Annotated in this window: 24 protein-coding genes; 11 read left to right on the top strand and 13 right to left on the bottom strand. The window is 58.0% G+C overall.

What is annotated here, in order from left to right; all coding sequences use genetic code 11:
- Positions 1 to 73: 73 nt before the first annotated feature.
- The 3 genes from CR155_RS17950 (at position 74) to CR155_RS17940 (ending at position 3,477) form a co-directional block, all read left to right on the top strand.
- Positions 74 to 1,354 (top strand): M20 family metallopeptidase, encoded by a 1,281-nt coding sequence (locus CR155_RS17950; RefSeq protein ID WP_102071410.1) that lies wholly within the window; start codon positions 74 to 76, stop codon positions 1,352 to 1,354.
- Positions 1,355 to 1,380: 26 nt separating this feature from the next.
- Positions 1,381 to 2,016: a trimeric intracellular cation channel family protein gene (locus CR155_RS17945; protein WP_102071517.1), complete on the top strand. Its 636-nt coding sequence runs from the start codon at positions 1,381 to 1,383 to the stop codon at positions 2,014 to 2,016.
- Positions 2,017 to 2,115: 99 nt separating this feature from the next.
- On the top strand, positions 2,116 to 3,477 hold the full coding sequence (locus CR155_RS17940; RefSeq protein WP_102071409.1) for an MBL fold metallo-hydrolase RNA specificity domain-containing protein: 1,362 nt from the start codon (positions 2,116 to 2,118) through the stop codon (positions 3,475 to 3,477).
- A 43-nt stretch (positions 3,478 to 3,520) separates the two neighbouring features.
- Here the strand turns inward: CR155_RS17940 and CR155_RS17935 are convergent, their stop codons facing one another.
- The 6 genes from CR155_RS17935 to CR155_RS17910 all read right to left on the bottom strand — a co-directional run bounded on the left by CR155_RS17935 (position 3,521) and on the right by CR155_RS17910 (position 13,177).
- The gene (locus CR155_RS17935; protein WP_102071408.1) at positions 3,521 to 6,703 is read right to left on the bottom strand and encodes a tetrathionate reductase subunit A; all 3,183 of its coding nucleotides are present in this window, start codon (positions 6,701 to 6,703) and stop codon (positions 3,521 to 3,523) included.
- Positions 6,704 to 6,738: 35 nt separating this feature from the next.
- On the bottom strand, positions 6,739 to 7,779 hold the full coding sequence (nrfD, locus tag CR155_RS17930) for an NrfD/PsrC family molybdoenzyme membrane anchor subunit (protein WP_102071407.1): 1,041 nt from the start codon (positions 7,777 to 7,779) through the stop codon (positions 6,739 to 6,741).
- A 9-nt stretch (positions 7,780 to 7,788) separates the two neighbouring features.
- The gene (gene dsrO, locus CR155_RS17925; RefSeq protein ID WP_369406188.1) at positions 7,789 to 8,565 is read right to left on the bottom strand and encodes a sulfate reduction electron transfer complex DsrMKJOP subunit DsrO; all 777 of its coding nucleotides are present in this window, start codon (positions 8,563 to 8,565) and stop codon (positions 7,789 to 7,791) included.
- 128 nt (positions 8,566 to 8,693) lie between these two features.
- Positions 8,694 to 9,332, bottom strand: a complete 639-nt coding sequence (locus CR155_RS17920) for a response regulator transcription factor (RefSeq protein ID WP_102071405.1) — start codon at positions 9,330 to 9,332, stop codon at positions 8,694 to 8,696.
- Positions 9,329 to 11,185, bottom strand: coding sequence for a sensor histidine kinase (locus tag CR155_RS17915; protein WP_158238302.1), 1,857 nt, complete (start codon positions 11,183 to 11,185; stop codon positions 9,329 to 9,331). Before CR155_RS17915 ends, CR155_RS17920 begins: the two co-directional genes overlap by 4 nt.
- Positions 11,186 to 11,539: 354 nt before the next feature.
- A complete protein-coding gene (locus CR155_RS17910; RefSeq protein ID WP_102071403.1) occupies positions 11,540 to 13,177 on the bottom strand; it encodes a thiamine pyrophosphate-dependent enzyme in 1,638 nt (545 codons plus the stop codon).
- A gap of 199 nt (positions 13,178 to 13,376) precedes the next feature.
- Between CR155_RS17910 and CR155_RS17905 the strand changes: the two genes are divergently transcribed.
- The 3 genes from CR155_RS17905 to CR155_RS17895 all read left to right on the top strand — a co-directional run bounded on the left by CR155_RS17905 (position 13,377) and on the right by CR155_RS17895 (position 16,465).
- A complete protein-coding gene (locus tag CR155_RS17905; protein ID WP_102071402.1) occupies positions 13,377 to 14,318 on the top strand; it encodes a LysR family transcriptional regulator in 942 nt (313 codons plus the stop codon).
- A 165-nt stretch (positions 14,319 to 14,483) separates the two neighbouring features.
- Positions 14,484 to 15,458: a Bug family tripartite tricarboxylate transporter substrate binding protein gene (locus tag CR155_RS17900; protein ID WP_102071401.1), complete on the top strand. Its 975-nt coding sequence runs from the start codon at positions 14,484 to 14,486 to the stop codon at positions 15,456 to 15,458.
- 2 nt (positions 15,459 to 15,460) lie between these two features.
- Positions 15,461 to 16,465 carry a D-2-hydroxyacid dehydrogenase family protein gene (locus CR155_RS17895; RefSeq protein WP_102071516.1) on the top strand — a complete coding sequence of 335 codons (1,005 nt, stop codon included), beginning with the start codon at positions 15,461 to 15,463 and terminating at the stop codon, positions 16,463 to 16,465.
- Positions 16,466 to 16,492: 27 nt separating this feature from the next.
- On the opposite strand, the gene CR155_RS17890 is transcribed toward CR155_RS17895, so the two are convergent.
- Positions 16,493 to 17,542, bottom strand: coding sequence for a DMT family transporter (locus CR155_RS17890; RefSeq protein WP_102071400.1), 1,050 nt, complete (start codon positions 17,540 to 17,542; stop codon positions 16,493 to 16,495).
- Between the two features lie 135 nt (positions 17,543 to 17,677).
- Here CR155_RS17890 and CR155_RS17885 point away from each other — a divergent pair, with 135 nt between their 5' ends.
- Genes CR155_RS17885 through CR155_RS17875 form a run of 3 tightly spaced genes read left to right on the top strand, consistent with a single transcriptional unit; the run spans position 17,678 to position 19,766 of the window.
- Complete coding sequence (locus CR155_RS17885; protein ID WP_102071399.1) at positions 17,678 to 18,091, top strand: YgaP family membrane protein; 414 nt, start codon at positions 17,678 to 17,680, stop codon at positions 18,089 to 18,091.
- 56 nt (positions 18,092 to 18,147) lie between these two features.
- Positions 18,148 to 18,810 (top strand): c-type cytochrome, encoded by a 663-nt coding sequence (locus CR155_RS17880; RefSeq protein WP_439650462.1) that lies wholly within the window; start codon positions 18,148 to 18,150, stop codon positions 18,808 to 18,810.
- Positions 18,807 to 19,766, top strand: a complete 960-nt coding sequence (locus tag CR155_RS17875) for a c-type cytochrome (RefSeq protein WP_102071398.1) — start codon at positions 18,807 to 18,809, stop codon at positions 19,764 to 19,766. Before CR155_RS17880 ends, CR155_RS17875 begins: the two co-directional genes overlap by 4 nt.
- Before the next feature lie 62 nt (positions 19,767 to 19,828).
- Here CR155_RS17875 and CR155_RS17870 read toward each other — a convergent pair whose 3' ends face one another.
- From CR155_RS17870 to CR155_RS17860, 3 genes are read right to left on the bottom strand one after another with little or no spacing between them, the layout of a single operon-like run.
- A complete protein-coding gene (locus CR155_RS17870) occupies positions 19,829 to 20,251 on the bottom strand; it encodes a DUF6691 family protein (protein ID WP_102071397.1) in 423 nt (140 codons plus the stop codon).
- Positions 20,252 to 20,263: 12 nt separating this feature from the next.
- Entirely contained in the window at positions 20,264 to 20,695 is a 432-nt protein-coding gene (locus CR155_RS17865) for a YeeE/YedE family protein (protein ID WP_102071396.1), read from the bottom strand.
- Positions 20,696 to 20,705: 10 nt separating this feature from the next.
- Positions 20,706 to 21,023, bottom strand: coding sequence for an ArsR/SmtB family transcription factor (locus CR155_RS17860; protein ID WP_102071395.1), 318 nt, complete (start codon positions 21,021 to 21,023; stop codon positions 20,706 to 20,708).
- Between the two features lie 124 nt (positions 21,024 to 21,147).
- On the opposite strand from CR155_RS17860, the gene CR155_RS17855 reads away from it, so the two are divergent.
- Entirely contained in the window at positions 21,148 to 21,897 is a 750-nt protein-coding gene (locus CR155_RS17855; protein ID WP_102071394.1) for an MBL fold metallo-hydrolase, read from the top strand.
- A gap of 29 nt (positions 21,898 to 21,926) precedes the next feature.
- On the opposite strand, the gene CR155_RS17850 is transcribed toward CR155_RS17855, so the two are convergent.
- Complete coding sequence (locus tag CR155_RS17850; protein WP_102071393.1) at positions 21,927 to 22,844, bottom strand: LysR family transcriptional regulator; 918 nt, start codon at positions 22,842 to 22,844, stop codon at positions 21,927 to 21,929.
- Positions 22,845 to 22,980: 136 nt separating this feature from the next.
- Between CR155_RS17850 and CR155_RS17845 the strand changes: the two genes are divergently transcribed.
- The gene (locus CR155_RS17845; protein ID WP_102071392.1) at positions 22,981 to 23,991 is read left to right on the top strand and encodes an MBL fold metallo-hydrolase; all 1,011 of its coding nucleotides are present in this window, start codon (positions 22,981 to 22,983) and stop codon (positions 23,989 to 23,991) included.
- Here CR155_RS17845 and CR155_RS20705 read toward each other — a convergent pair.
- A complete protein-coding gene (locus CR155_RS20705; protein WP_143705213.1) occupies positions 23,967 to 24,365 on the bottom strand; it encodes a hypothetical protein in 399 nt (132 codons plus the stop codon). The two genes, CR155_RS17845 and CR155_RS20705, sit on opposite strands and share 25 nt — an antisense overlap.
- A gap of 138 nt (positions 24,366 to 24,503) precedes the next feature.
- Positions 24,504 to 25,493, bottom strand: coding sequence for a Bug family tripartite tricarboxylate transporter substrate binding protein (locus CR155_RS17835; RefSeq protein WP_102071390.1), 990 nt, complete (start codon positions 25,491 to 25,493; stop codon positions 24,504 to 24,506).
- Positions 25,494 to 25,624: the final 131 nt, after the last annotated feature.

Below are 25,624 nucleotides of genomic sequence, written 5' to 3'. Positions count from 1 at the left end.
GTTGACCATCCCTATTCAAGCATGCTTGCTGTCAGGCTTCTTTCAACCTCGCTTCGTCACTTCTGGAGCTATCATGAATGCACTCACTCAAGCTCTCGGCGCCGCCGAATCCACACTGATCACCGAACTTGAAGCGCTCTACAAAGACCTTCACTTGCACCCCGAGTTGTCGATGCATGAAGTACGCACCGCGAAGATTGCCGCCGACGCGATGCAGGGGCTTGGCTACGAGGTGACGCGCAATGTCGGTGTCACCGGCGTGGTCTGCGTCATGAAAAACGGTGCCGGCCCGGTCGTGATGCTGCGCGCCGACATGGATGCGCTGCCAATGGCCGAGAACACTGGGTTGCCGTATGCCAGTACAGTGACCTCGTACGATGAGGACGGTGTCGAGGTCGGCGTTGCACACTCATGCGGCCATGACATACATGTGACCTGGATGATCGGCGCCGCGCGCATCCTGTCCGCGAATCGCGCCGCCTGGAGCGGTACGCTGCTTATCGTGTTCCAGCCCGGCGAGGAAACAGCCGAGGGCGCGAACGCCATGGTGCGTGACTGGGGCGAAAGCCGCTTCCCGAAACCCGACATCATCCTCGGCCAGCACGTGATGGTCGGTGCGGCCGGCACCGTGAGTTACCGACCCGGTGTAACACTGTCTGCCGGAGATAGCCTGAAGATCAAGCTCTTCGGGCGCGGCTCGCACGGTTCGCAGCCGCAGACTTCGATCGATCCGGTGATCATGGCCGCAGCGACCACGCTGCGCCTGCAGACCATCGTTTCGCGGGAGATTGCGCCCACCGAGCCGGCTGTGCTTACGATCGGTTCGCTGCAAGCCGGCACCAAGGAAAACATCATTCCCGACGATGCCACCATCAAGTTGAACATGCGCACCTTCAATGAGGACACGCGCGAATACATGCTCAAGTCCATCCGCCGCATCTGTTGCGCAGAATGCGATGCCTCCGGTGCGGAGCGCACGCCAGAGTTCACCACGATCAACAGCTACCCGCTGACCGAAAACGACTTGGCAGCTACGCAAAAAGTAGCCGAGGCGTTCGGCCGCCAGTTTGGCAAGAACGCCTCACTGGCTCCCAGCCCGGCGTCGGCCAGCGAAGATTTCAGCAACTTCGGCCGCACCTGGGGCGTGCCCTATGTGTTCTGGTTTGTCGGCGGCACCGACCCGGCGGTGTACGCCAAAGCGCAACAGGAAAAAACCGTCAATAAGATCCCGAGCAACCACTCGCCGAAATTCGCGCCGCAGATCCACCCGACCCTCGAGACCGGCTTGCAGGCCATGCTGACCGCCGCTGCTGCGTGGTTGTGCCCCTCGGCGCGGGCGGAAACGAACAGATGAGCATCCACGAATTGGCAGTTGCCGGCCTGAACGACCACCGCCTGTTCACCACTCTTGATCTAGCGGGCACGTTCGCCTTTGCCATCAGCGGTGCCGTCGCTGCCAGAGATCGCGGCCTCGACTGGTTCGGCGTCGTCGCCATAGCGTTCACGGTCGCTTGCGGCGGGGGCGTGCTGCGCGACCTGTGCATCGGCGCCGTGCCGCCAGCCGGGCTGACCGATTGGCGCTACCTCGCTGTTGCCATGGCAGCGGCGTTGATGACGATAGCCGCAAACACGCTGGTCGTGCGCTTGGCGCACCCGGTGATCCTCTTCGACGCCATCGGCCTGGGGCTATTTGCAGTGACTGGCGCGCAGAAGGCCATGATTTTTGGCCATAACGCGGAGGTAGCGGTGCTGCTGGGCATAGTCACTGCTGTGGGCGGCGGCCTGGTGCGTGACGTACTGCTCAATCGGGTGCCGGTGATCCTTCAGCGTGAGATCTATGCGTCGGCTGCGCTGGTCGGTGCTAGCTTCGAGGTGGTTGGCGAGCGCCTAGGATGGTTATCGAGCGGGCGGACCTGGGTTGCTTTGGCGGCGTGCTTCGCGCTTCGTTACCTATCGCTGCGCTACAAGTGGAACCTGCCGCGCTCCTCTGGGCGCGGCGGCAGCGGCGCGGACTAGCTATATCTGAGTCGAGCTTGGTTTAAATTATCACCATATAAGGGTACGCTCTCCCGAGCGCATTTTTATTTTTATGTACCCATTAATAAGCGAGTGTCCATGGAGCTTTCATTTCTTGGTGCGGCTGGTACCGTAACCGGATCTCGATATCTACTTGAGGTTGATGGGCGGCGTATTCTCATTGATTGTGGGTTATTTCAGGGCTTGAAGCCGTTGCGCCTGCGCAACTGGGGGGCTTTTCCTGTGGCTCCCGACAGCATCGAGGCCATCGTTCTGACGCATGCTCATCTTGACCATTCGGGGTATGTACCGCGACTCGTACACGATGGTTTCCAGGGTGCCGTCTATGCCACGCAGGCCACCGTCGACCTGTGCAAGATTCTGCTGGCCGATAGCGCTCATATTCAGGAGTCGGATGCAGATTTTGCAAATCGGCATAAGGTATCCAAGCATTCGCCCGCCTTGCCCTTATACACGGTAAAAGACGTCGATAAAGCGATGAAGCGGCTAAGGGCGCTATCGTTCAACATGTTGCATGAGCCTTTGAATGGGGTCGGCATGCGATTTCACCGTGCAGGCCATATATTAGGCGCGTCCATCGTCGAAATACACTGGAAGGGGTGCAATATTGTCTTTTCCGGAGACTTGGGCCGCTACAACGACCCGCTCATGGCGGATCCTGCCGTAGTAAGAGATACCGACTATCTGGTATTGGAGTCAACGTACGGAGACCGTCGCCATGACCAAGAAGACCCGACAGACAGGCTGGAAGAGATCATTCGTCGCACTGCAACGCGGGGTGGTACGGTAATCATTCCGGCTTTTGCAGTTGGACGCGCTCAATTGCTGCTTTGGTACCTGTACCGGCTTAAGCAACAAGGACGCTTACCTGACAATCTGCCTATTTACCTGGATAGTCCGATGGCGGTGAACGCCGTAGAAATTTATCAGGGCAATCTTGAGGGCTTGCGCGTAACCAAAGCCGACTATGCGGCAGCCTGCAATGTTGCTCATTATGTTCGCGATGTCGAAGAGTCTAAAGCCCTGGACACCACCCCCATGCCCAAAGTTATTATCTCCGCTAGTGGTATGGCTACCGGAGGGCGGGTTCTGCACCATTTGAAGCGATATGCGCCCGACCCGCGTTCATCGATATTATTCGCAGGCTTTCAAGCAGCAGGAACGCGAGGCTCCAAAATGTTGCACGGTGCAGAGACCATCAAAATCCATGGTGAATACATTCCCGTACGAGCTGAATTACATAACCTGTCGATGCTGTCTGCTCATGCGGACTCTGATGAAATCATGCGTTGGCTAGGGAATTTTAAAAAACCACCCAAAGAAACGTTTTTGGTGCATGGCGAACCAGAAGCGGCAGATACCTTGCGCCTACGGATCAAGGATGAATTAGGCTGGTCATGCCGCGTGGCGGCCGACCTTGAGAAAATCACATTGCGCTAAGGTGTGCTTGGACGTTCTCTTGGTCATGGCAGGAGCAACATAGCTATATGCGCACGGGCTCTACGCGAGCCGGCAAGCCTTGCCTGACTGCTGCGCCAGAGACCCAGTCTATCCAGACGTTTGCATGTTCCTCCCGGCTTGGATCGGCAAAGCCAAGATCGTTCAGGTTGACGCCGGCACCCAGACGCGGGTTGTGCGATGTCTGTTTGCCGTCGATGATGTGTGCGGTGGTGCCCAGCTGCGTATGACCATAGCCGTGTTCTATTGCTATGGCGCCCGGCATGATGCCTTCCCGCACCAGTGCAACGCCGGTTACGCGACCGCCCGGCGTCACGACGTGTACGGGGTCACCGTTCTTGATGCCTAGACGCGCCGCATCGCTCCGGTTGAGCGATATGGGATTGTGCGGATGTAGTTGCCGCAGACGATCCACGCCGATCGACATCGAGCTCATAAGGTTGGATTTATAAGAGGTCATGAGGAACGGCCATTCTTTCTCGTCAAAACGCGTGCGCATCGGCGTGCCATCGCCAAGACGGGTTGGGTAATAGGTGGGGCAGCCACTGTAACGCTCGCCGGTCATGGTGTGGCGCATGCTTGCCACCTGTTCGCTCCAGATGTTCAACGTATGCTTATGGGCTTTGCGGATCTGGTCGCCCTTCCATGCGGCGGTAAGGTCATCGAAGCGACCGCCTCGCGTCATCAGCATGGCGACGCGACGCCATTCTTCGGGTTTCAGCTGCTCTTGCAGCAGGTCGGCGTAGCGGTCCACACCGGTGAGCAACATGTCGTCGTCACTGGCTTCGCCGACCGGCTTGCCGGTCGCGAAAGCCATGTTCGCCAGCCCCCGCAAATAGAAATCTTCAGCGTTCAACAAGTCATATGCGTTGCCGTCCTTGTCTTTGATGACGCCTTCGCCGAAGCCGGGCATCTTCAGGCGCAGCGCCACCTGGATCAGGAAAGTTTCAAGACACACGGGCTGGCCATCGGCGGTGCGGGCGACGGAAGGCTCTACCGTAGGCCAGCGCACCGTCGAGGATCGCGCGATCACATCGGCCCAAGGTGCACCGATACCCCAGCTTTCGTAAGTGATAGTGTCCGGCACGATGTAGTCGGCCCACGCGCTCGTTTCATTAATGAATGCGTTAACCGAAATGTGCAGCGGCAGCGCCTTGGGATCTCTCAGCTTGTCCAGCAGCGCGTTTTTGAAGCCGCACAGCGCATAGACGGGATTGCTCATGTGGTTGAGCCAAATTTTGACCGGGTAGGGGTAGCCCAGAAGACCAGAGGCCAACATTTCGCTGCTCAGTGCGCCCACTGCTGGATACCAGGGTGCTTTGGCAGGATAGGGTGTGCCCGCTTGTTCAAGCTTGCGTCGGTACTCGCTGGTCTTCTCGTACGGAAAACGGCTGCGCGACAGGGAGACGCCTTTCGGAGCGACCTTGCCGGGGAACTGGGCGAAGTTATAGCGGGGCCCGGCACCAAAAGGTCCGAACGGACCGGCGTCAAGCACCAGTCCGCCCTTGACATTCAAATTGCCGACCAATGTGTTGAGCATGTAGATAGCGTAAGCCGTATAGAAGCCGGCACCGTTCATCGTGCCGCCGTGCATGTCAGTGACCGCCTGCTTGCCGTAGCTCGTGAATTCGTCGGCTAGTTCTTCTATGACCTGTTGCGATATGCCACAAGCCAGGGCATAGTCCGCGCGACTCATACGGGCGGCTTCCTGACGTAGCTTCACGAAACTGCTGCAAACCTGGACAGAGCTGCCGTCAGCGAGTGTCAATAGGTGAGGCTCGACCAGCAGGTCGGCAGGCTGGGCGACGGTGTGGGCGGACAATGTGCCGTCGGCCAACTTCACTATATAGACGTCTTCGTGCTGTGTGCCGACCTGGTCGGCATTTTCTCCAGTTTCAGGTAGCGGCCAGCCCAGGTCGGCACCTTGCAGGAAGGTGCCGAAACGCGGGTGATCTTCTTGAACGATCAGCAAATGTGTTGCGTTGGTACAGGCGGCTTCGCCTGCCGCCAGCGCTGCGGCGGCGCCGGGCTGGGACAGCATCTGGGTGTCGTAGCGCCCGTTCTCAATAATCCAATCGATCATGGCCATGCATAACGCAAGGTCAGTACCGGGATTTACGCCGATCCAGCGGTTACCGGAACCGGCGGCAAGGCTGGATGATGTCGGCAGGATCGGGGACACGACCACATAGCGGAACGTGTTCTCCTTCCGTGATCGGGCTTCTGCGAGCTCGCGCCCCTGGCGCTGAAAGGGGTTGCCGGCCTGTGCTGGTGCCGCTCCAATGAATAACCCGAAGCGTGCACTTTTCCAGTCGGGCTTGCCGTGCGGCATGCCAGGCAAGTCGCCCAGTGCGGCGGCGGCGCCGATACGGCGGGTCTGACCACAATATGAACCATGGTTGCTGCGGTTGATGGTACCGAAGGATTGCTGCGCGAACCGGTTGAGCAGGGCTGAACGTCCTTCATTGGATGCGTCATTCACCACCAATTGGTTGCATATGGGGCCATACTCAGGGTTGTCCGGGTCGATGAGTGTTTCGTGATCCATCAGCGCGCGCAGGCCGTCAACGTGGCCCTCTCCGAACAGATCGCCGCCGTCGCAGACTTCCTGCACGAGTTGCTCGAATGAAATCGTCTTCCACTCACCCGACCCCCGCGGACCGACGCGCTTGAGAGGTTTGAGTACACGGTAGGGACTCTCCAGATGCTCCAGCATCGACGAGCCCCGTGCACAACTGGTCGCGCGGCCTTCCAGACCATTATCGCCGCCGAGCATGGCATACACCTCGCGTACGGGGGTATCCATTGACGCGGGACGGGTGGTCGCGAGCGGGTGATACGGATTGCCCGCAATTCGCACAATGCGGTTGTTGGTGGTGTCGACACGTACGCGGACGCCGCATTGTGTCCAGCAGCCCAGGCAACTGGATGGACTAACCACTTGGCCGTTCTGCATCGAGAGATGGCCGTCGGTACTTATCTGGAACTCGGGCATCAGTGAGTTGCCACGCACGGCATGGGCGGTGGGCTCGCCGCCGGAACCACTGGTCAGGCCCTTGACCGCTTTTTGCAGCGTATTGCCGTAGCCAGCGGTAAAGGCCGCCAGGCCGCCAGCAGCGATTCCGCCGTGTGCCAGCAGTTTGCGCCTATCCGCGCTGGATGGAGCGTTATCGGACCCGTGACTATTGTCGTGTTGTTTCTTGCTCATTGTCGTGTCTCTGTTTAGATTGGTTGCGTGATGGCTTATGCCGGGGTACGGGTCAGACAGCGCCGCCCGCGCAGTTCGCTGACCAGCCATGTGGCGATGGCGATCAATGCGATGCACAGGCCGAGGACACCCGCCATACCTAGCAGACCGTCACTGCCCAGCGGCAGGCTGTACAGATACAGGCCGGCGCCGTACTTGGGGACTTCTTGTGCTTCCATGAAAACGATCCAGCGGAACACCCAGCCCACGGACAGCAACATCCCCGCTACCGTAAGCGAATAAAAGGGATGCAATAGGCGGCGGGGAGCGCAAGACATCAGCATGATGATTGCCAGGCCTGCCACGATCGATCCCAGGAAACTCATCCTCCATGCGGGAAACTCGGCAAAAAGGCGTTGTGCCTGAGTGAACGAGGCGTCCTCTCCTGCCATGCCCGTGGCCATCCATGACAGGGCAGTCAGGATCGCGCCGATAATTCCGGCCCAGATCAGGCCGCGGACCAGCGCCCCAGGAAGGGAGGCGGTGCCGCCCGGCAGCCAGCGCGCCACCAGCAGCATTGCCCCGAGTGCAGCTAACCAGGCCGTCAGCGCAAAGTTCACTGGCAAGAACGGGGTGCTCCATAGCGGCCGTGACTTCAGCACCATGACTTCAGAGCCGCTATACACGAGCACCGATATGGCGGCGGCCGCCAGCAGGACACCCAGCACGCGCAGCAGTGGGCGATGGCTGAACCACCAGGCGGCGCAGAACGCCAGCGCGAGTCCTACGAACGCGGGGAGCAACACTGCCCCTAGCGACATCCAGGACCAACTTGTAAAGTGGGCATAAAAATGCCAGAACCGGCCGGGCTGATGCAGGTCAGCCAACAGAGAAACCGGCGCGGCAATCGCGGCGACGGCCAGCACCACCGTCGCCGCAGGCAGTAGGCGATCACCCGCTGAGGCGGGCGCGGCAAAGGCGCAGCCGGCCGCAATCAGGGCTGCGCATGTCGCGATGCCCACTAGGAAAAAGTACTGCACTGCCCAGGGGAGCCAGGCAACCTCATAATGCGGTGTCAGCAGTTCGATGATTTCCATAGAATTCTCCTAGATATCCAGCAGGCGTACGCTGGCTTGGCCGTCGATGCCGTCCACGAACTCATCGGGCAGACCGATGTAGAACACATGTGGCTTGGTCCCCTGACCCGGCTTGAGGACTTTTACGTCTGCCTGGTTTTCGGCCATGCGGCGTGATATTTCGCTGTTTTTATCGTTCAAATCACCAATGACGCGTGCACCGCCCACGCAGCTTTCTACGCAGGCGGGCAGCAGCCCGACTTCGAGTCGGTGTTCACAGAAGGTGCATTTGTCGGCGGTCTGGGTTTCGTGGTTGATGAAGCGGGCGTCGTAAGGGCATGCCTGGACGCAATAGCCACAGCCCACACAGCGCTCGTTATCAACCAAGACGATGCCGTCCTCGCGTTGAAACGTTGCTTGCACCGGACAGACCGGCACGCATGGGGGTGTATCACAGTGATTGCACAGTCGGGGCAAGCTCAGCATGGCGGCCTGGCTTTGGTCGGGCATGTTGACTTCGTATTGCAGGACGGTCGTGCGGAACTGTCCGATCGGAGCCTGATTTTCGATCGAGCAACTGACGGTGCAGGCTTGGCAGCCGATGCATTTGCGCAGGTCTACCAGCATGCCGTAGCGTTTACCGGGCATGCCGGGACGGCGTGGGGGCTGATCTCCGATCGCTGCCTTAACGGGGGTGATGGGGATGACAGTCGCCGCAGCGCCCAGCCCCAGCATTTCCTTCAGAAAGCGACGACGACGTCCTGGTTCGGGCGTCCCAGGAAGGGAGGGGTTGCGGTTTTGGTCCACGTGAGGGCTCCTACAGGCAGGTGATGCCCCACGATACGAAAGGTAAAGCCCTACAACAATCGAGGTCTTTTCTTAGTGGCCTAGATGGTTATACCTATTTTGACGATTTAAATCGCAGAGGCTTGCGTTTAATCAAGCAGTGCCCCGGGATCAGCACGCAGCATCAGCCGGGTCAGGCTGGGGGCATTGCCGGCCGCCGTCTTTTCCATGACGTGTTGGCGGTGGATATGCACGGTTTTTTCGCTGATGCCCAGATATCGTGCAATCTGCTTGTTGGGTAGTCCCCGCGCTACCAGTTGCGCGACTTCGGCTTCACGGGGAGACAACTGCGACAGGATCGCCTGAGCATCAGCTTGTGACCGCTCCCGTACACGCGCGTGCTGCGTGCGTGCGACCGCTTGCGATACGGCATCCAAAAAAGCTTGATCATGGAACGGCTTTTCAAGAAAATCGCACGCGCCGGCCTTCATCCCCTGGACGGCCATCTGAACGTCACCGTGCCCGGTCATGAATATGATGGACACCGGCCATCCAAGCTCTATAAGTTGCTGTTGCAACGCGAGCCCACTCATCATAGGCATACGTATATCAAGCACCAGACAACCCATGTCTCCGGGTAAAACGGTATGTTGCGCGAGAAACGCCGTGGCACTGTCGTAGGCGTCCACTTGCCAGCCCGACGATTCAAGCAGAAAGACCAGTGAGCCGCGAAACGAGTCGTCATCGTCGATGACGTAGACGGTGCAAGGTGGACTTTTTTGCTTCAAGTGGAATCCTTTTCATGCTTGCCCTGATGGTAGCGTGCCGGCGGCAATGATAACGAAAAAACCATTCCCCGACCTTCCTCTGGAGTGCTTGCTGTCAATGTGCCGCCATGCGCCGCCGCGATGTCGTAGCAGATCGACAAACCTAACCCGAGGCCATGCTCCTTGCTGGTATAGAAGGGCTCGAACAGCCGGGCCTGCTGGGCTGTGGTCATGCCAGAACCATGGTCACGGACGCATATACTCACGTTTCCCTCCTGAAGCATCAGGGATATTTCAATACTTCGCTCCCCGACAGGTATGTCGGACATGGCGTCCAGGCTATTCTTCAACAGATTCAGCAACACTTGCAGTATCTGTTGGCTATCCACTCTTATTCGTATTTCAGGCGGCAGCCGGTCGTCGACATGTAGTTGCGGGAACGCTGTCTGCATGCCGCAAAAGAGGGAAACGGCGTCTGACACTACGTCGACCGGTCGACGCAATTCGTGTACGGCAGCTCGTTTGCGAGCGAATGTGCGTATCCGGGACAGTACGTTGGCCGCATGTTGCGCCTGTTTCGTAATCTCTGTGGCCGCTAACCGAACTGCCTCGTTGCTCAGTTGATTGTTGTCCAGCCGTCGCAGCAGGCCGCGGCTGTAGTTGGTGATGCCGGCCAGAGGCTGGTTTAGTTCATGCGCCAGCGTGGTCGACAGTTCACCAAGGATGGAAAAACGCGACATGTGATCGACGGCTTCTTTATTTGCAAGCATGCGAGCTTCCCAAAGCTTGCGTTCCTCCAGTGCGTGGCGCAGTGCCCGAGTGCGCACGTGCACCAGTTTTTCGATCCAAAAGGTATACATCAACCACAGCATAGCCACGATGCCCAGCAGCGCCAGTACGGGCCAATTCCGTCGTGCCATCGCCGCTACGCCGTGCTCGCGCAGATAGCCGTAGGGTCCAATCTGCAATTCACGAAACAGCTCGTGCACGGATTGATAGTCTGCAGGCACGGTGAATCGCAGTCCATCCGCCGTGGCCGGCATCTGCAGCAGGGCCACTGCGACTGTGCGCGCCACCTCAGTTGGGGTGTGTCGGAATGTCGCGAACGGCCAATCGGGATAGAGCCTTGTGGAACTTAGACACCCCAGACCAGTATCCGGCTGCTGGGACAAGACCTTGTATCGTGTCTGCCAGTCGGGCACATTCTCAAGCATGCACGTGCGCACAATCCCGGCATCGGCTTGCTTGTCGGCTACGGCGGCCAATACGCGCGTCATCGGAAAGCCGACAAAGCTACGTCCTCCGAGGTCGGAGGCAGGGTCCATGCCGATGGCAGCCAGCTCGCGCCATACGAGCTGATAGCCTCCGAAGCCTTCCTCGGTGGTGGCAGCCACCACGTGTCCGCGCAGGTCTTGCATGCTATTCAAATCGTGTCGGTCCGACCGTGTAATAACAGTGGAGCCTAGCCCGAGTCCGTTGACGGAATGTCGGTCCCGTTCAACCGTTGCAATCCGGCTGGCCCCCGCAGCCAGTTCAAGCGTCACGTATTGTCCAGGGCTGGTCAGTGCAAAATCGATGGACCGCATCATGGCCGCATTGCTTATGCCGTCGAGATCCAGATAGGTGAATTCGATATCGTAGGTCGGTAGGGCGCTTTGCAGAAACTGCCGTATGGGGTCCCATTCTCGAGTTGTGTACTCGGTCTCCATATAGGCAAGCACGCCGACGCGTATAACGGCATTCGATGTCTCCATGGACGGCGCTGCGCTGTTTGTCGCAGTGGCGTTTGTCATGGGCAGCTGCTGCGCGCTGTGCGCGCCGGTTATGTGTTTGGCCAGTGCCTCAGTGGCCAGTGAGGTATGCGTCACTGTCATGGTTGCCACCAGTGCCGATAAGAACCAAAAGAGGCGTCTATGGCCTGTCGGCGAAGTTATATTGAGCATGCTGGTACGCCGCACGTAGCCGCTGGATGCATAACGGCTTCCTGGATAGGTTGTTAGCGAATCATAACGTTGATTGTCGATCGCGGACTTCGTAGAACCGTTTTACGTCAAGTGGGCCGGCTGATGGACACACCCTTCTATTACCCGTAGCAGGTTTGCCTGATCTGCAGTACACGACATGATAGGGCCTGAGCCGTGAGGTCGCCAGCTTGTGCCGCTTAGGCAGTTTGAGGCGCGACTTCACGACATTCTCGTCGCTTCGTCCGACATTACATTCTGGAGCGCCTATGCAAGCTCTGGCAGTACCGAGCTTAAATCTGTTCTCACCTCGATGAACATAGGCCCGTCGGCTGCCAATGCGTCACCGATCACTTGGTCAATGTCAACGTCATGGTGCAGTGTGACGGCCCGTATCCCAAAGGCATCCGCCATAGCGCGGAAGTCCGGATTCAACAGCGACGTGCCACTCACGCGGCCCGGGTATGCGCGCTCCTGGTTGATTCGGATGGATGCATAGCAGTTGTTGTTCGAAAGAATGAACACGATGGGAAGCCGATATTGCACTGCGGCGATCATCTCGTTGCCCGTCATCATAAAGCCGCCGTCCCCGACCATGCAGATCGTCTTTTTGTCCGGGTGGCGCAGCGCATGGGCGACTGCCGCTGGCGTTCCATAGCCCATGGCGCCCGAAAGCGGCGACATCAGGCGCTGGTCGGCGCGGAAGCGGAAGTAGCGATAAACAGGCGCAGCAAATGTGCCGGCATCGACACATATCGCGGCGTCTGACGGCGCCTGCTCAGACACACTGCGAACCACTTTGCTGAAATCTATCCCTTGGCTTGTGGCACGCGTGGGCCATGCGGCATGACCATCGTGGATGTGGGCCAGCCGTTGGCTCCACGCCGCGCGCTCGGGCGGGATTGCAGGTGCCGTATTCGGAGTGATGGCTTTCACCAGTTGCACCGGATCGCATACCAAGCCGTAGTCGGCCGTGTAGTGCAGGCCCACGACATGATCGTCGGGATAACAATGCACCAGCGTCTGTTCTGGTCTGGGCAGAACGGGAAAGGTATAGCCCTGGGTGGTGACGTCGCCCAGGCGGGTGCCCAATGCGAGAATCAGGTCGCTTTCCTGGAAGGCCTCGAGTTGGGCAGGCGATGTAGCCAGTCCGAGTTCCCCTGCATACAGCGGATTCGTCTGTGGGAAGATATCCTGGCGGCGAAACGATATTGCAACTGGAATGCCCCAAGCCTGTGCAAAGTTGTTCAAGGCGGCGCGTCCTCCAGGCCGCTCGAACACTCCACCGGCGATGATCAGTGGGCGCTTGGCCTGGTGCAATTGTTGTTCGAGGGCGGCCAGTGTGTCTGGATCGGGCAACGCAGGTGCGTGCGGTGTCAGTTTCCATTGTGGCTGGTCGACGCGCTGTTGTTGAATGTCTTCAGGAATGACGAGCACGACGGGGCCGGGTGCGCCCGAGGTGGCCACGCGAATGGCCTTGTAGGCGGCTTCGGCCAGTTGCTGTGGCTCAGTGGCCTCGAAGACCCATTTGGCGATCGATCCGAACATTTTCTGATAGTCGATTTCCTGAAATGCTTCGCGTCGCAAGTCGCGCCTGGGAATTTGCCCCACCAACAGAATCAACGGCACGCCGTCTTGTTGCGCCGTGTGTACAGCGATGGCCGCGTTGCTGGCGCCCGGGCCACGGCTGACCATGGCTACGCCGGGTCTTCCTGTCAGTCGTCCATCGGCCACCGCCATATAGCCTGCCCCCCCCTCGTGCCGACATACCACGGTATCGATTTGCGGGAAGTCCAGCAATGCGTCCAGGACGCCCAGGTAGCTTTCACCAGGAACAAGAAACACGCGATCTATACCGTTTGCATGGAAGACATTCAGGAGCGCGTGGGCCGACGTATTTTTCATGGTTCGATGCGAATAATGTGAAGGGTGATGATGGCAGAGCGATTTGGTATTGTCGGAAAAGGCGTCACTAGTGACAATGGCGGCCGCAGCATATCAGCTATACTTTTTGAATACGCACAAACGGCGGTAGCGGCATAGCTTCCTATGTTCCAATGGCACGGCACCCTCACAGACTCTTTCTTTGCATAGGTGGTTTGCCGTGGATCTGAAGCGTCTCGAATACTTTCTGTTAGTCGCCGATCACGGCAGCTTTTCAAGGGCTTCCAGCGTCATAGGAGTGGCGCAACCGGCACTTGGGCGTCAGGTGCAGCGGCTGGAAGAGGAATGCGGCGCAAAGCTGTTGTATCGCCATGGCCGGGGCGTATCTCTGACGCCTGAAGGTGAGATCTTTGCCGAACGAGTTCGCCCGCTGCTCACGAAGCTGGCAATGGCTGCCGATGGCTTGAACCAGAACGAACGCCCATTAAGCGGTTCGGTTACGCTAGGTATGACGCCGACGATGATGTCGCTGATGGGTTTGCCCTTATTACAAAAAATGCGCGCGATCGCACCTGGCATCAAGTTGAACTTTCTGACCGGCTACAGCGGGTACGTGCACGAATGGCTGGTCGACGGCCGCCTGGACATTGCCATTCTTCACGACGCACGTCGATCGCGGCATATTGCTGTTGATGCTCTAGCGATCGCACGGTTGTTTTTGGTGTCGCATCCGAGTTTGGCGAAACAGCTTATCGCACCGCACATGGCCAGTTTGCCGGTGCTTGGCCTTCAAGGCTTGCCGTTGGCTTTGCCCAGCGGGTCGCACGGGTTGCGCCGCACGATTGATCAGGCTACGACAAAGCTTAAGGTCAATCTAGACATTCAATATGAATTGGATACCCTTACGTTGATGAAGGCGATTGCCTTGGCTGGTATCGCCCACACCATACTGGCCTTGCCGGCCGTGGCCGATGAGGTTCATTCCGGCGCGCTGACCGCGACGTTGCTGGATGCGCCTTCCATGGAAACGCGTTTGATGATTGCCACATCGCTAAACCGTCCTTTGACTCTTGCGGGGCGAGCGGTGTTGGAGCAAGTCCGCCCGGTATTGCAGCAGTCCATAGATTCCGCCGTTATCCCTTTGCACATGCGGCTAGCCTGATTCAGGCTGAAAGTCGTTACAAGTTAGCCCAAAAAAGCATAGCTGATACAAGAGCGAAGCCATGGAAATGTGCCTGGCAAGCCATGCATAATCGCTGGACATACTGATGTTCTGCCCGGCCGTCGCGCTTGCTCGGAACATTCCTATAACCAGGAGAGACATAACATGTTCAAGAAAACACTGAAATGGCTGGGCGTAGGCCTTGGCCTGGCTGCCGCAACTGTGGCGCATGCGGCAAGCGACTATCCGAATCGTCCCATCACGCTGATTATCCCCGTGGCGGCTGGCGGCACGACAGATATTGCGGGGCGTGCCTTGGCCAAGCAACTGAAAGACGAGCTCGGCCAGCCGGTTGTGGTGGAAAACCGGCCCGGCGCCAGTGGCAGCATTGCGAACTCTTATGTCGCGCGCGCGCAGCCCGACGGGTATACCCTGGTGCTGTCTTACGAGGGTTTTCACACGGGTAATCCTGTGTTGATGAAAGACTTGAGTTGGGATCCTGTGAAAGACTTCACACCGATCGCGGAAGTGATACGGGGACCGCACCTGTTTCTGGTTCCCGCGAACTCGCCCGCCAAGACCCTGCAGGAGTTCATCGAGTTGGCCAAGCGAAAACCGGGTTCCATGAATTTTGCGTCGTCGGGTGTCGGTTCAATACAGCATCTGGGCGGCGAGCTGTTCCAGCTCAAGACGGATACAGACATGGTACATGTGCCCTACAGTGGCGCCGCGCCTGCAATGCAAGATCTGCTGGCCGGGCGCATCGACGTTTTCATTACAACGCCACCTACAGCGATGGCGCATGTGGAAGCGGGCACCTTGCGCGCACTGGCCATTACCAGCAACCAGCGGCATCCGAAGTTGCCTAACATCCCCACGACTGCGGAAGCCGGCCTGCCGGAATTCCAGCTGGAGGCCTGGTTTTCGGTATTTGGCCCCGCCAGGATGCCCGCCGATGTGGTGGAAAAGCTGGCCGGCGCCATGCAAAAGGTGATCACTTCGGACGAATTCAAGTCCCAGATGAGTGCACAGGGTTCGAACGCCAGCTACCGCTCACCTGGCGAATTGGGCCAGATCGTGAAGGACGATCTGGCGAAATGGAGCGAAGTGGTCAAGACAGCCGGTATCGCGGCGAATTGATCATGTATATTTCGCGTCCCGTTATTGCCATCATCGACGACTACGAGGGCTTCGTCCCTGCGTTGGACGCGTACTGTATGTTGAACGACGCTTTACCCAACGCCGACATCCGCGTCATCACCCGGCAGCCGCTGGATGACGCGGCTGTTCGGCAAATGCGCGATGTCGAGTATCTGGTTCTGATACGTGAGCGCTCGCAGATAACGGCGCAGTTTCTTGACCGTCTTCCCGTATTAAGGGCGCTGGTGCAGACAGGCACGGCGGGCCAGGCAGCTACATCGCATATCGATCAAGAAGCTTGCGCTCAGCGGGGCATCGCGATACTTGAAGGCGGAGCCAGCGATGGTCACTCGGCCGCCGAAATTACCTGGGCTCTGGTTCTCAATGCCAGCCGAAATGTGCATCATTACATGATCAGCATGAAGCAAGGTTCGTGGCAGCAAGGCAATCCGATGGGCCAGATAGGTCGCGCCCTGCACGGCCAGACACTCGGCATATTGGGTTATGGACGAATCGGACAATTGCTCGGCGGCTATGCGAAGGCTTTCGGTATGGACGTTCTGGTTTGGGGGCGCGAGAATACACGCTTGGCGGCCCAAAGGACCGGAGCACGACTGGCCGACGGAAGAGACGCCTTGTTCGAACAGAGCGACGTTCTTGCTCTGCAGATGCGCATGAATGCAGAGTCACGCCATTCCGTTACGTTGCGCGATCTCGCCCTGATGAAGCCGACATCTTTACTGGTGAATACGGGCCGCCCGGGTCTGATCGAGCCGGGCGCTCTGGTGGCAGCCCTGAAAGTGGGGCGTCCGGGTCGCGTAGCGGTCGATGTCTTCGATCACGAGCCTGTTCTACAGGCCACCGAGCTTACGGAATCGCCCCGCTGTACTGCGACCCCGCACATCGGATATGTAGAGCGCAATAGTTACGAACTACTTTTCGATGCCGCGTTCAGGAAATTGATCGCGTACTTGAATACGGCAGAAGTCGTCGACAAACCTGCGTAAGATCAATACGGGTATGGGCTTCTGGGGTCAGTGCTTGTGTCGATGGTGGGCGTCGGGAAAGTGCTCGTGCGTGTGCGTCAATGGCTCATGGCGATGCGGGTGCCGATGTGTGGTTCCTGCTGCAACGGGCGTGTCGTGCGAGTGTTGGTGGTGCTCATCGTGGGTGTGCTCATGTTCGTGCTCCAGGATTTCGTGCGTATGGGTGTGCTGGTGCCGTTCGGTCAGATGCAGCAAGATGCCAATCGCCATCAACGCGCCAGCGATTAGCAGTGGCACGGTGACCGGTTCGCCCAGCGCAATCGCTAGAACGGCACCGAAAAATGGCGCGACCGAAAAGTAGGCTCCGGTACGCGCCGTGCCCAGATGACGCAAGCTGATCACGAAGAGCGCCAAACTTACGCCATACGCCAGGAAGCCGACGACCATGGCGCCTCCCACACTTGACCATGACGGCAACAAGGCGCCCAACATAATGGCGAGAAGCAGATTAACGACGCCCGCTACCAAACCCTTAACCGCAGCGATCCAGGTGGCATCGGTAAGCGATACCTTACGGGTCAGGTTGTTATCAATGCCCCAGGCCAGGCAGGCGCCTATTACCGCCAACGCCGGCCACAGCCCGGCAAAACGCGCTTCGCCGGGCCAGCTCAACACGAGGGCGCCGGCGACAATGGCGACCATGCCAAGCGCAATGCGCCGATCAACGTTCTCTTTAAAGACAAACCACGCCAGGAGCGCCGTAAATACTCCCTCGGCGTTTAGCAACAAGGCGGCGCCCGACGCAGGCATGCCGGTAAGACCGAGCATGAGCAAGACCGGCCCGACCACCCCTCCTGCGCCTATGGCCCCAAGAAGCCAGGGGACTTCGCGCCGCGGCAAACGCACGGCCGGGGCGCGTCGCAGGCGACGGTAGATCGTGAGTCCAACTCCCGACCCCAGATAAAGCAGGCCTGCCAAGAGCCACGGACTGACGCTATCCAGCAGCAGTTTGGCCAGAGGCGTTCCACCGCCAAATAGCAGCGCCGCAAGTAAAGCTGGCATCACCCCCTGTTTTTGCAGCCCCTGTTTCCAGTTCATGGTTGGTATTCTTTGTGTGATTGATGAATGAACTGGAAGAGTAATGGGTTCGTGCGACCGTCGGGTACGAAGGTTGCTGAACGATTCGAGCACGCCGCCAGGATTTTCCGGTTCTTGAGATCTTTCGGAGGTACTATGACGAATCTAATCCATGATGCAATGCTATCGGGTGCTGATCGCGTTCGCCGTTCTACGCCGCCACAGGTGAACGAGCAGATTGATCGGGATACGGACAGCAATATCCGCCGCTATTCCAATAGTAACAAAGCGGGCATCCGGCGACGCATGCGCGCATTGGATGAAGAGTGGGACGTGGAACGCGTATTGGAGGTCAACGCCTCGACATTGGCGCTTACCGGACTTGTATTGGGCCTGACGGTCGACCGGAAATGGCTGTGGTTGACCGGTGGTGTGCTGGGATTTCTGCTGCAACACGGTATACAGGGCTGGTGCCCGCCATTGCCGGTCCTGCGCCGACTGGGCATACGCACACGCGGGGAAATCGACCGCGAAAAATACGCCTTGAAGGCTTTTTTGGAAGAAAAATAGTGACTTACACCTATCGGCTGAACAGGCGCAGCAAGAACACCATTGTCGCCATAGGCATGATCTTTTTTGCGTCGCCGGTATGGGCGGACGCCGTTGCCGATGGACGAAAAATCATGACGGAAGGGGGCGGCGGCGTTATTGCGTGCGCGACGTGTCACGGCGTAAACGGCGAAGGCATGGCCGCAGCGGGCTTTCCCTACTTGGCAGGACAGGGTGCCACGTATCTTGCGGAGCAACTCAAAAACTTTGCGGCAGGGGAGCGGCATAATCCTGTCATGGAACCTATCGCCAAAGCAATGAATCCCGCTCAAATCGAAGCAGTAAGCATTTATTTGTCCCAGCTCCCGAAACCTTACGATGCCCTGGCCCTGACCAATATGGTCGAGACTTATCCCGACAAATCCGCGATGGGTGCGTGGGTAGCGAATCGGGGTGACTGGGATAACAACATACCGGCCTGTATTCAGTGCCACGGCCCGGGGGGAGTAGGGGTGGGTGCCAGCTTTCCAGCGCTCGCAGGTCTTCCTGCCAATTACATGCGTCAGCAACTTATCGACTGGAAAGCTGAAAAGCGCCCTGCCGGGCCATTGTCCCTGATGGGGGATATTGCGCAACGCATGAGTGATCAGCAGATCAGCGCCGTCGCTGATTACTTTGGCGGCCTGCCGGCTGGCGCGGCGACCAAAGCCGCTGTCACCACGAAAAGTGGAGCGAGATGATGGAACTGAACTTCATGCGCCTGGCCCAGGCCGCCTTGATACTGAGCGTGGCGGGCGCTTCGGGTGCAGGCGCCCAAACGCAGCTGCCCGCGCCAGACAGCGGCACCCCGATCGCGCCAGTCGCTACGACGAATAAGGACTTCACTCCCCCCGACGCGCGGTCCATACCCGACAACGAATTTGGCGCAATGGTCAGAAAAGGGCAGGATATCTTCATGCGCACGGGTGAATACACGAAGGACTACGTGGGAAACTCGATGAATTGCGCGAGCTGTCATCTGGATGCCGGACGCCGAGAGGATTCCTCGCCGCTGTGGGCGGCCTATGTGCTTTATCCAGCCTATCGAGCGAAGAACAACCGCGTCAATACGCTGACGGAGCGCTTGCAAGGCTGCTTTCAATACAGCATGAATGGAATCGCGCCCCCCGCCGACAGCGAAACCATCATAGCGCTGCAAAGTTATATGTATTGGCTGGCACAGGGAGCGCCCACGGGGGTCAAGCTTGAGGGACAGGGTTACCCGCGACTGGAGGAACCAGAGCAGAAACCCGATTTTGTTCGAGGCGAGCGCGTTTATGAGCAGAATTGCGCGCTCTGCCACGGTACGGATGGCGGTGGGCAGAAAGTCGAAGGAAAAATGGTCTTTCCTGCACTATGGGGAGACGATTCTTTTAATTGGGGAGCCGGCATGCACAGCGTTTCCACCGCTGCGGCGTTTATCAAGGCAAACATGCCTTTAGGCAAGGCGGGCACGCTCACCGATCAGGAGGCGTGGGATGTTGCCCAATATATGAACAGCCATGAGCGGCCGCAGGACCCTCGATATGACGGCTCGCTTGAGGCCACGCGAAAGCAGTTCCATGACGAACCGTCGGATCTGTACGGGATGTCCGTGAACGGCAAGATCCTTGGTCAGAACGCCACGCCAGCTGGTGGAACGCTACGCAATAAATAAGGTGGCGGGCCGAGGTCGACCTGCGCAAAAGCATGCAGAACGTGTCCGTTATAGTACCGCTGCTATAGGTTTTTCTTTGCTCTTTCGAGCAATTCGAACAATGCCATGCCAGCCAGCATGGCAGCGAAGAACAGCAGCGGCTTTACGCCACCTTGTGCAAGCGAGGCCAGTGCCGGTCCGGGGCAATAGCCCGCCAGACCCCAGCCCACGCCGAACGTGAGTCCACCCAGTACAAGGCGCCAGTCGATGTTCGTGGCAGTGGGCAGACGCATCGCATCGCCCAGGATGGACGTTGGCCGTTTCATCGCAAAGGGAAACGCCAGCGTGCCGACTAGCACTGCGCCTCCCATGACGAAGGCCAGCGATGGATCCCAATTTCCAGCCAGATCCAAAAACCCGAGCACCTTTGAAGGGTTGCTCATGCCAGACAGGATGAGCCCAAAACCAAACAATAAGCCACATAACAAAGCCGTGAGTAGTTTCATATTTTGCTCCGCTTAAGCAAGCACGTGGCGAACGATGTAGACAGTCAGGAAACCGGCGAACATGAAGGCAACTGTCGCGACCACGGAGCGCGGCGAACGTCGGGAAATCCCGCACACGCCATGTCCGCTGGTGCAACCCGAGCCGTAACGCGTACCGACACCGACCAGCAGTCCGGCTATGAGGAGCATCAGGTAGCTGGCCTCGATTTGCACCTCCGGCAAGGGCCTTGCCAGTGCATATAACAGGGGCGAAGCGATCAGGCCGCCTAAAAATGCAAGACGCCAGGCGACGTCCCCCCGCTGCGGCCTTAACGCACCGCCCAAGATGCCGCTAATGCCCGCGATCTTGCCGTTGAACAGCAGGAAGAGCGTTGCGGCAAGACCTATCATCAGGCCGCCCGCCAGTGATGTCCACGGCGTGAAGTTGTTCCAGTCGATTGTCATTGCATGCCTCCTAGTCCTTCGGGCAGTAAAGATCGTACAGCACCTGCAGCACGGTCAGTGCCTCGTTGCTGACGATCGAGTAGAAAATCTTCTTGCCGTCGCGACGAGTGTTTACGAGTTGCTCTTCGCGCAACACAGTGAGTTGCTGCGAGAGCGTGGGTTGGGAAATGCCGGTCATTGCTTCGAGTTCGCTGACCGAAAATTCGCCCTGGGTCATCTGGCAAAGCAACAGCAGGCGATCTGTGTTGGACAGCGTCTTCAGTAACTTGCCGGCCTCTTGCGCAGCAGCCTCAATTTTTCGGAGATCTATTTGTTTCGTTGCAGTCATCAGGGTTTCAGTCGTTCATAGTCACGTTGTACCTTTACATTATATATTATAATAATATATAAATATCTTATTCGTTAGAATTTTTATGTTGATATGTCCTTCAGCGCCCATCAGGAGAGCGATCATGATCTTCCGTCAATTGTTTGAGCCCTTATCAAGCACCTACACCTATCTTCTCGGCGATACCGACACAGGGTTGGCAATACTCATCGACCCGGTCATCTCGGCAATGGAGCGTGATCTGGCCGAAGTGCGCCGTCTTGGCCTGACGCTAGCTTATACCGTCGATACTCATATCCATGCTGACCACATCACGGCGGCATTGGAAATGAAGCGCGCCGTTGGCAGCAAGATTGCGGCGGCGGCCCACGATCGGTTGCCTTGTGTTGATGTCGGTATCGAAGAAGGCAAGCCGTTTCAGGTGGGCGCCATTCACTTGCAGCCATTGCACACCCCGGGACATACTGACGGACATTTCTCGTATCTGTTCAATGATCGGGTGTTCACTGGTGATGCGTTGCTTATAGAGGGCTGCGGCAGAACCGACTTTCAAAACGGCGATGCCGATGCGTTATACAAAAGTGTGCGCGAGAAGTTATTCACGTTGCCTGAAGAGACCCTGGTCTACCCGGCACACGATTACAAGGACCGATTCGTGTCTTGCATCGCGCAGGAAAAAAAGCGAAACCCCCGCCTCGGTGACGGCAAGACGCTGGAGGAATTCAAGACCATCATGGCCAACTTGAATCTGCCGTACCCCACGTTTATCGACTACGCCGTCCCCGGCAACCGGCAGTGCGGGGTATGTCCGTCAGACCTTCCGGAGAATCTCTCGAATTACTGCCGACAGATGACCGAGAGCCTGCAAGGCTGACGAACCACAACCACGGAAAAATGTCGCCATCACACAGCGGCAGTCTGGCCGGCAGCCCGAATAAAATGCTCGCGCAGCCATTGATGAGCGGGGTCTTCATGAGACCTGGGGTGCCAAGCCATGGCAATGTCAAACGTTGATAGATGGAAAGGCAGGGCCAGGATATCCAGCTTTGCGGCATAGCGTCGCAGCAGTCGCTGCGGCAGGGTGGCCACACAGTCTGTTTCCTCGAGCACGAGTGGTATCTGGTTATAGCCTGACACCGTCAGCGCTACATGGCGCTGGTGCCCCAAACCTTCCAGAGCGTCATCGACACCGCTTTTGAACTGGCCGTCCTGGGACACCATGACATGCGCGAGAGTGCAGTACTCCTCGATGCTGAGATTCCCCGTGCCGCGGGGGTGCCCCTTGCGCTGCGCCAACCTGAAGTCGTCTTTGAGCAGGAATCTGGCCTTCAATGCGTCGGGTACTTTTTGCGTAAGCCCGACATACAGGTCAATTTCCCCCTTTTCCATTCTGTAAGTCAAATTATCTTCTTTTGGCGCAATAAAGCTAAGGCGTATGCCAGGCGCACGATGCGCCAAAACCGATTGCGCGACGGCAAGCCCCACTTGCGTGAAGAAATTGTCGTTGACGGCGACTAAAAAATTCCGCCGTGCCGTGAGCGGTTCGAAGTCTTCGGTCGATGCAACAGCACCCTGAAGATCCAGCAAGGCTTGATGCAAACGCGGCTGCATGGCCAACGCACGGTCGGTGGGCAACATACCGCGGCCAGCCTCAGAGGGAACCAGGAGGGGGTCATTGAACATGTCCCTGAGACGGCCGAGCTGTGTGGAGAGCGCGGGCTGACTGATGTTCAGTCGCCTGGCAGCGCGCGTGACATTTTGTTCTTCAAGAAGCACATCCAGTGAAATAAGCAAGGGCAGATCCGACCGTCGGATATTCATATTCCGTATACCTCATATAGGGAAAGGCAACTCACTATCGCAACAGTGGAGCGTTAGAGTGAGGTCTGTACTGATTTCGGCACGTTGATGTGGTCCGGACGGTCAATAGATTCCAATCAACACTTTGGAGCAGTCCATGCAAGTTATTCCATTCTTTATCTCGCGCGCGCTGGCAGCCTCGATAGCGATCGTTGGCGCCTTTCCTATCGGCATCAATGCGGCGGGTCATGCTCAGGTGGCGCCGGTGGCGGCAGTCGCGCAGGGTCGTGCCCAAGCTCCAGGTGTTCATCATTATCGTGTAGGCGACTTTCAGGTTACCGCACTGTCCGATGGTACTGTGCCTCAGGACCTGCATGCCCTGTTGATCAACACCAGCGCAGCGGAGACCGACAGTTTACTCAAGCGGTCATTTTTATCTAACCCGGTCGAAGCGTCGATCAATGCCTTTCTGGTCGACACGGGGACCAGACTGGTGCTGGTTGATACCGGATCCGGCTCATTCTTCGGTCCCGGAAATGGCGGCAAGCTGCTTGGTAACCTGAAATCGGCGGGTTATTCGCCTGAACAGATCGACGACATCCTGCTGACCCATATCCACACTGACCATAGCGGTGGCCTGGTCAGCGCAGGGCAACTGGTCTTTCCGAACGCGACCATCCACGTGGGCAAGCCGGACCTGGATCTTTTCCTCGATCCCGCAAACAGCGAAGGCGTGGACGGCTATGACAAGAAGTATTTCGAGGAGGCAGTGAAAACCGTCGGCGCGTATGTCAAGGCGGGTAAAGTCGAGTCTTTTACTGGGCCGACCCAACTCTTTCCGGGTGTCATAGCTATTCCGACGCCGGGACACACGCCGGGACACAGCTTCTATAAGTTTGAAAGCAAAGGGCAGTCGATTGAGTTCATCGGTGACATTGTGCACGTGGCATCGGTGCAATTCCCAAAGCCGAAGATTGCCATTCGGTACGACGTTTCACCGGAGAAAGCGGTGGCACAACGTGAGAAGCATTTCGCTACAGCAGCGTCTGAACGGGATCTTGTAGCGGGCGCGCATCTTCCTTTTCCGGGCCTGGGTCACATTCGGGCTGAAAGCGACGGTGGCTACGTGTTCGTGCCCATCGATTACCGTGATCGTGCCGGACGGTAGTTTCGGTCGGATTCTTCGATACTCGGCCGCTCTTTGCCGGAAAGTAACTCATCATTCTTGATCGTGCCCGCGTCGGGTCGCCTGGATGGAAGCGCCGGCTTTATCGCGGGCGGCTTGGGCCATGCCTTATCAGGCGTGACGGGATGGCCGTCGAGCGGCCTGGGTGGCGCCAAACTGGGTACACGACGGTTGGGCAGGGCGGGATCGATATCTGGCACGAAATTGGGCACGGTACTTCCCGCGCCTTCCGGTCGGTTTACAGAGGGTTGCGTAGCGGGTGGAGGCGGCTCGCCTTGCACCGCTTGCGCCCAAACGCAAACAGGTCCGGAAACTGCACACGCTGCGGCAATCGTCAACCAATGCTGTAGTTTCATGATCTCTCTCGAGCGTGAAGGTCGAACTTCAGACAATATCTTGAAGATCATGGGATACGACCATGTCCTTCAGAGTTTACGGGCTGCCTTTAGCGCAGGGCAACCGGTATTACAGCCGGATACGAGGGTAGAACCTGCTTAATCGATGCTGGCGCCTGACTTCTTCACCACGTCTGCCCAGCGCGGGATTTCCGCGGCCATCAGATCGCGTAGCTCTTCAGGTGTGCTGCCCACCAATTGCATGCCCATGGTCTTGCCCAATTGCTCCTGCACTTCGGGGTCTTTCACAATTACTGCCAATTCCTGGGCCAGACGATCCAGAATGGGCTTGGGTGTACCCTTGGGCGCATAAACCGCCTGCCACGACGCAACATTGAAGCCTGCCACGCCCGCTTCTTCCATCGTGGGGGTTTGCGGCGACAGGGCGATACGGTCCTTGGTGGTGACGGCGATGAGCTTGAGCTTGCCGGCCTGCAGAAGCGGCAGGGCCGCTGTCATCTGATCGAACATGAACGTGACCTGGCCCGAGGAGACGTCAACCATGGCGGGTGGCGTACCCTTGTACGGCACATGAGTCAGCGGTACGCCAATGGCGTTGGCGAACAGCTCGCCAGTCAGGTGGGTTGAGGTTCCAGCGCCCGACGACGCGAACGTGCGCTTGTCCGGATTGCGTTTCAGCAACTCGATAAGTTCGGCCACCGTATTGACGCCCAGGTTGGGATCCACCAGCAGCACATTGGGCAGGTAGGCGATGAGTGAAACCGGCTCGAAATCCTTTACGGGGTCGTACTTCAGGCTCTTGTACAGGCTGGCATTGATGGCGTGCGTACTGATGGTGCCGCCAAACAGCGTGTAGCCATCGGGTGCCGAATTGGCGACATAGGCGGCACCGATGGCGCCGGCGGCGCCGGGCTTGTTTTCGACAATGACATTCTGTTTCAGGCGATCGGCCAGTTTTCTGGCCAGCATGCGCCCAACCACGTCGGTGGAGCCGCCGACAGTGAAAGGAACCACGTAGGAAATTGGTTTGGCGGCTGGCCAGTCGGCGGCCTGCGTGGGGACGGCGGCCATAGCGAGCAGACTGCCTGCAAGTAGAGCGTTGATCAATAGACGGCGTTGGGACTTCATGGGTTTGTCTTATATGGACGCCTCCTTTGTGGCAATCGAATTTTTGAAATGTGTGGCTAGGCGAGAACGGTTGCAGTCTTATATCCGGCCTGTTTGCGCAGTAACGGATAGACCGACTGCTGGCCCTGATG

This window comes from Pollutimonas nitritireducens (genome assembly GCF_002849615.1).
Taxonomy (GTDB): Bacteria; Pseudomonadota; Gammaproteobacteria; order Burkholderiales; family Burkholderiaceae_B; genus Pollutimonas; species Pollutimonas nitritireducens.
Note: the sequence above shows the minus strand (reverse complement) of the source record. Positions and strands in the feature narration are given on the sequence as shown.

Coding starts and splice junctions, on each gene's coding strand:
- CR155_RS17950 (WP_102071410.1), top strand. CDS start 74: ATGAATGCACTCACTCAAGCTCTCGGCGCCGCCGAATCCACACTGATC.
- CR155_RS17940 (WP_102071409.1), top strand. CDS start 2,116: ATGGAGCTTTCATTTCTTGGTGCGGCTGGTACCGTAACCGGATCTCGA.
- CR155_RS17935 (WP_102071408.1), bottom strand. CDS start 6,703: ATGAGCAAGAAACAACACGACAATAGTCACGGGTCCGATAACGCTCCA.
- nrfD (WP_102071407.1), bottom strand. CDS start 7,779: ATGGAAATCATCGAACTGCTGACACCGCATTATGAGGTTGCCTGGCTC.
- CR155_RS17915 (WP_158238302.1), bottom strand. CDS start 11,185: ATGACAGTGACGCATACCTCACTGGCCACTGAGGCACTGGCCAAACAC.
- CR155_RS17910 (WP_102071403.1), bottom strand. CDS start 13,177: ATGAAAAATACGTCGGCCCACGCGCTCCTGAATGTCTTCCATGCAAAC.
- CR155_RS17900 (WP_102071401.1), top strand. CDS start 14,484: ATGTTCAAGAAAACACTGAAATGGCTGGGCGTAGGCCTTGGCCTGGCT.
- CR155_RS17895 (WP_102071516.1), top strand. CDS start 15,461: ATGTATATTTCGCGTCCCGTTATTGCCATCATCGACGACTACGAGGGC.
- CR155_RS17890 (WP_102071400.1), bottom strand. CDS start 17,542: ATGAACTGGAAACAGGGGCTGCAAAAACAGGGGGTGATGCCAGCTTTA.
- CR155_RS17885 (WP_102071399.1), top strand. CDS start 17,678: ATGACGAATCTAATCCATGATGCAATGCTATCGGGTGCTGATCGCGTT.
- CR155_RS17880 (WP_439650462.1), top strand. CDS start 18,148: ATGATCTTTTTTGCGTCGCCGGTATGGGCGGACGCCGTTGCCGATGGA.
- CR155_RS17875 (WP_102071398.1), top strand. CDS start 18,807: ATGATGGAACTGAACTTCATGCGCCTGGCCCAGGCCGCCTTGATACTG.
- CR155_RS17870 (WP_102071397.1), bottom strand. CDS start 20,251: ATGAAACTACTCACGGCTTTGTTATGTGGCTTATTGTTTGGTTTTGGG.
- CR155_RS17865 (WP_102071396.1), bottom strand. CDS start 20,695: ATGACAATCGACTGGAACAACTTCACGCCGTGGACATCACTGGCGGGC.
- CR155_RS17860 (WP_102071395.1), bottom strand. CDS start 21,023: ATGACTGCAACGAAACAAATAGATCTCCGAAAAATTGAGGCTGCTGCG.
- CR155_RS17855 (WP_102071394.1), top strand. CDS start 21,148: ATGATCTTCCGTCAATTGTTTGAGCCCTTATCAAGCACCTACACCTAT.
- CR155_RS17850 (WP_102071393.1), bottom strand. CDS start 22,844: ATGAATATCCGACGGTCGGATCTGCCCTTGCTTATTTCACTGGATGTG.
- CR155_RS17845 (WP_102071392.1), top strand. CDS start 22,981: ATGCAAGTTATTCCATTCTTTATCTCGCGCGCGCTGGCAGCCTCGATA.
- CR155_RS20705 (WP_143705213.1), bottom strand. CDS start 24,365: ATGAAACTACAGCATTGGTTGACGATTGCCGCAGCGTGTGCAGTTTCC.
- CR155_RS17835 (WP_102071390.1), bottom strand. CDS start 25,493: ATGAAGTCCCAACGCCGTCTATTGATCAACGCTCTACTTGCAGGCAGT.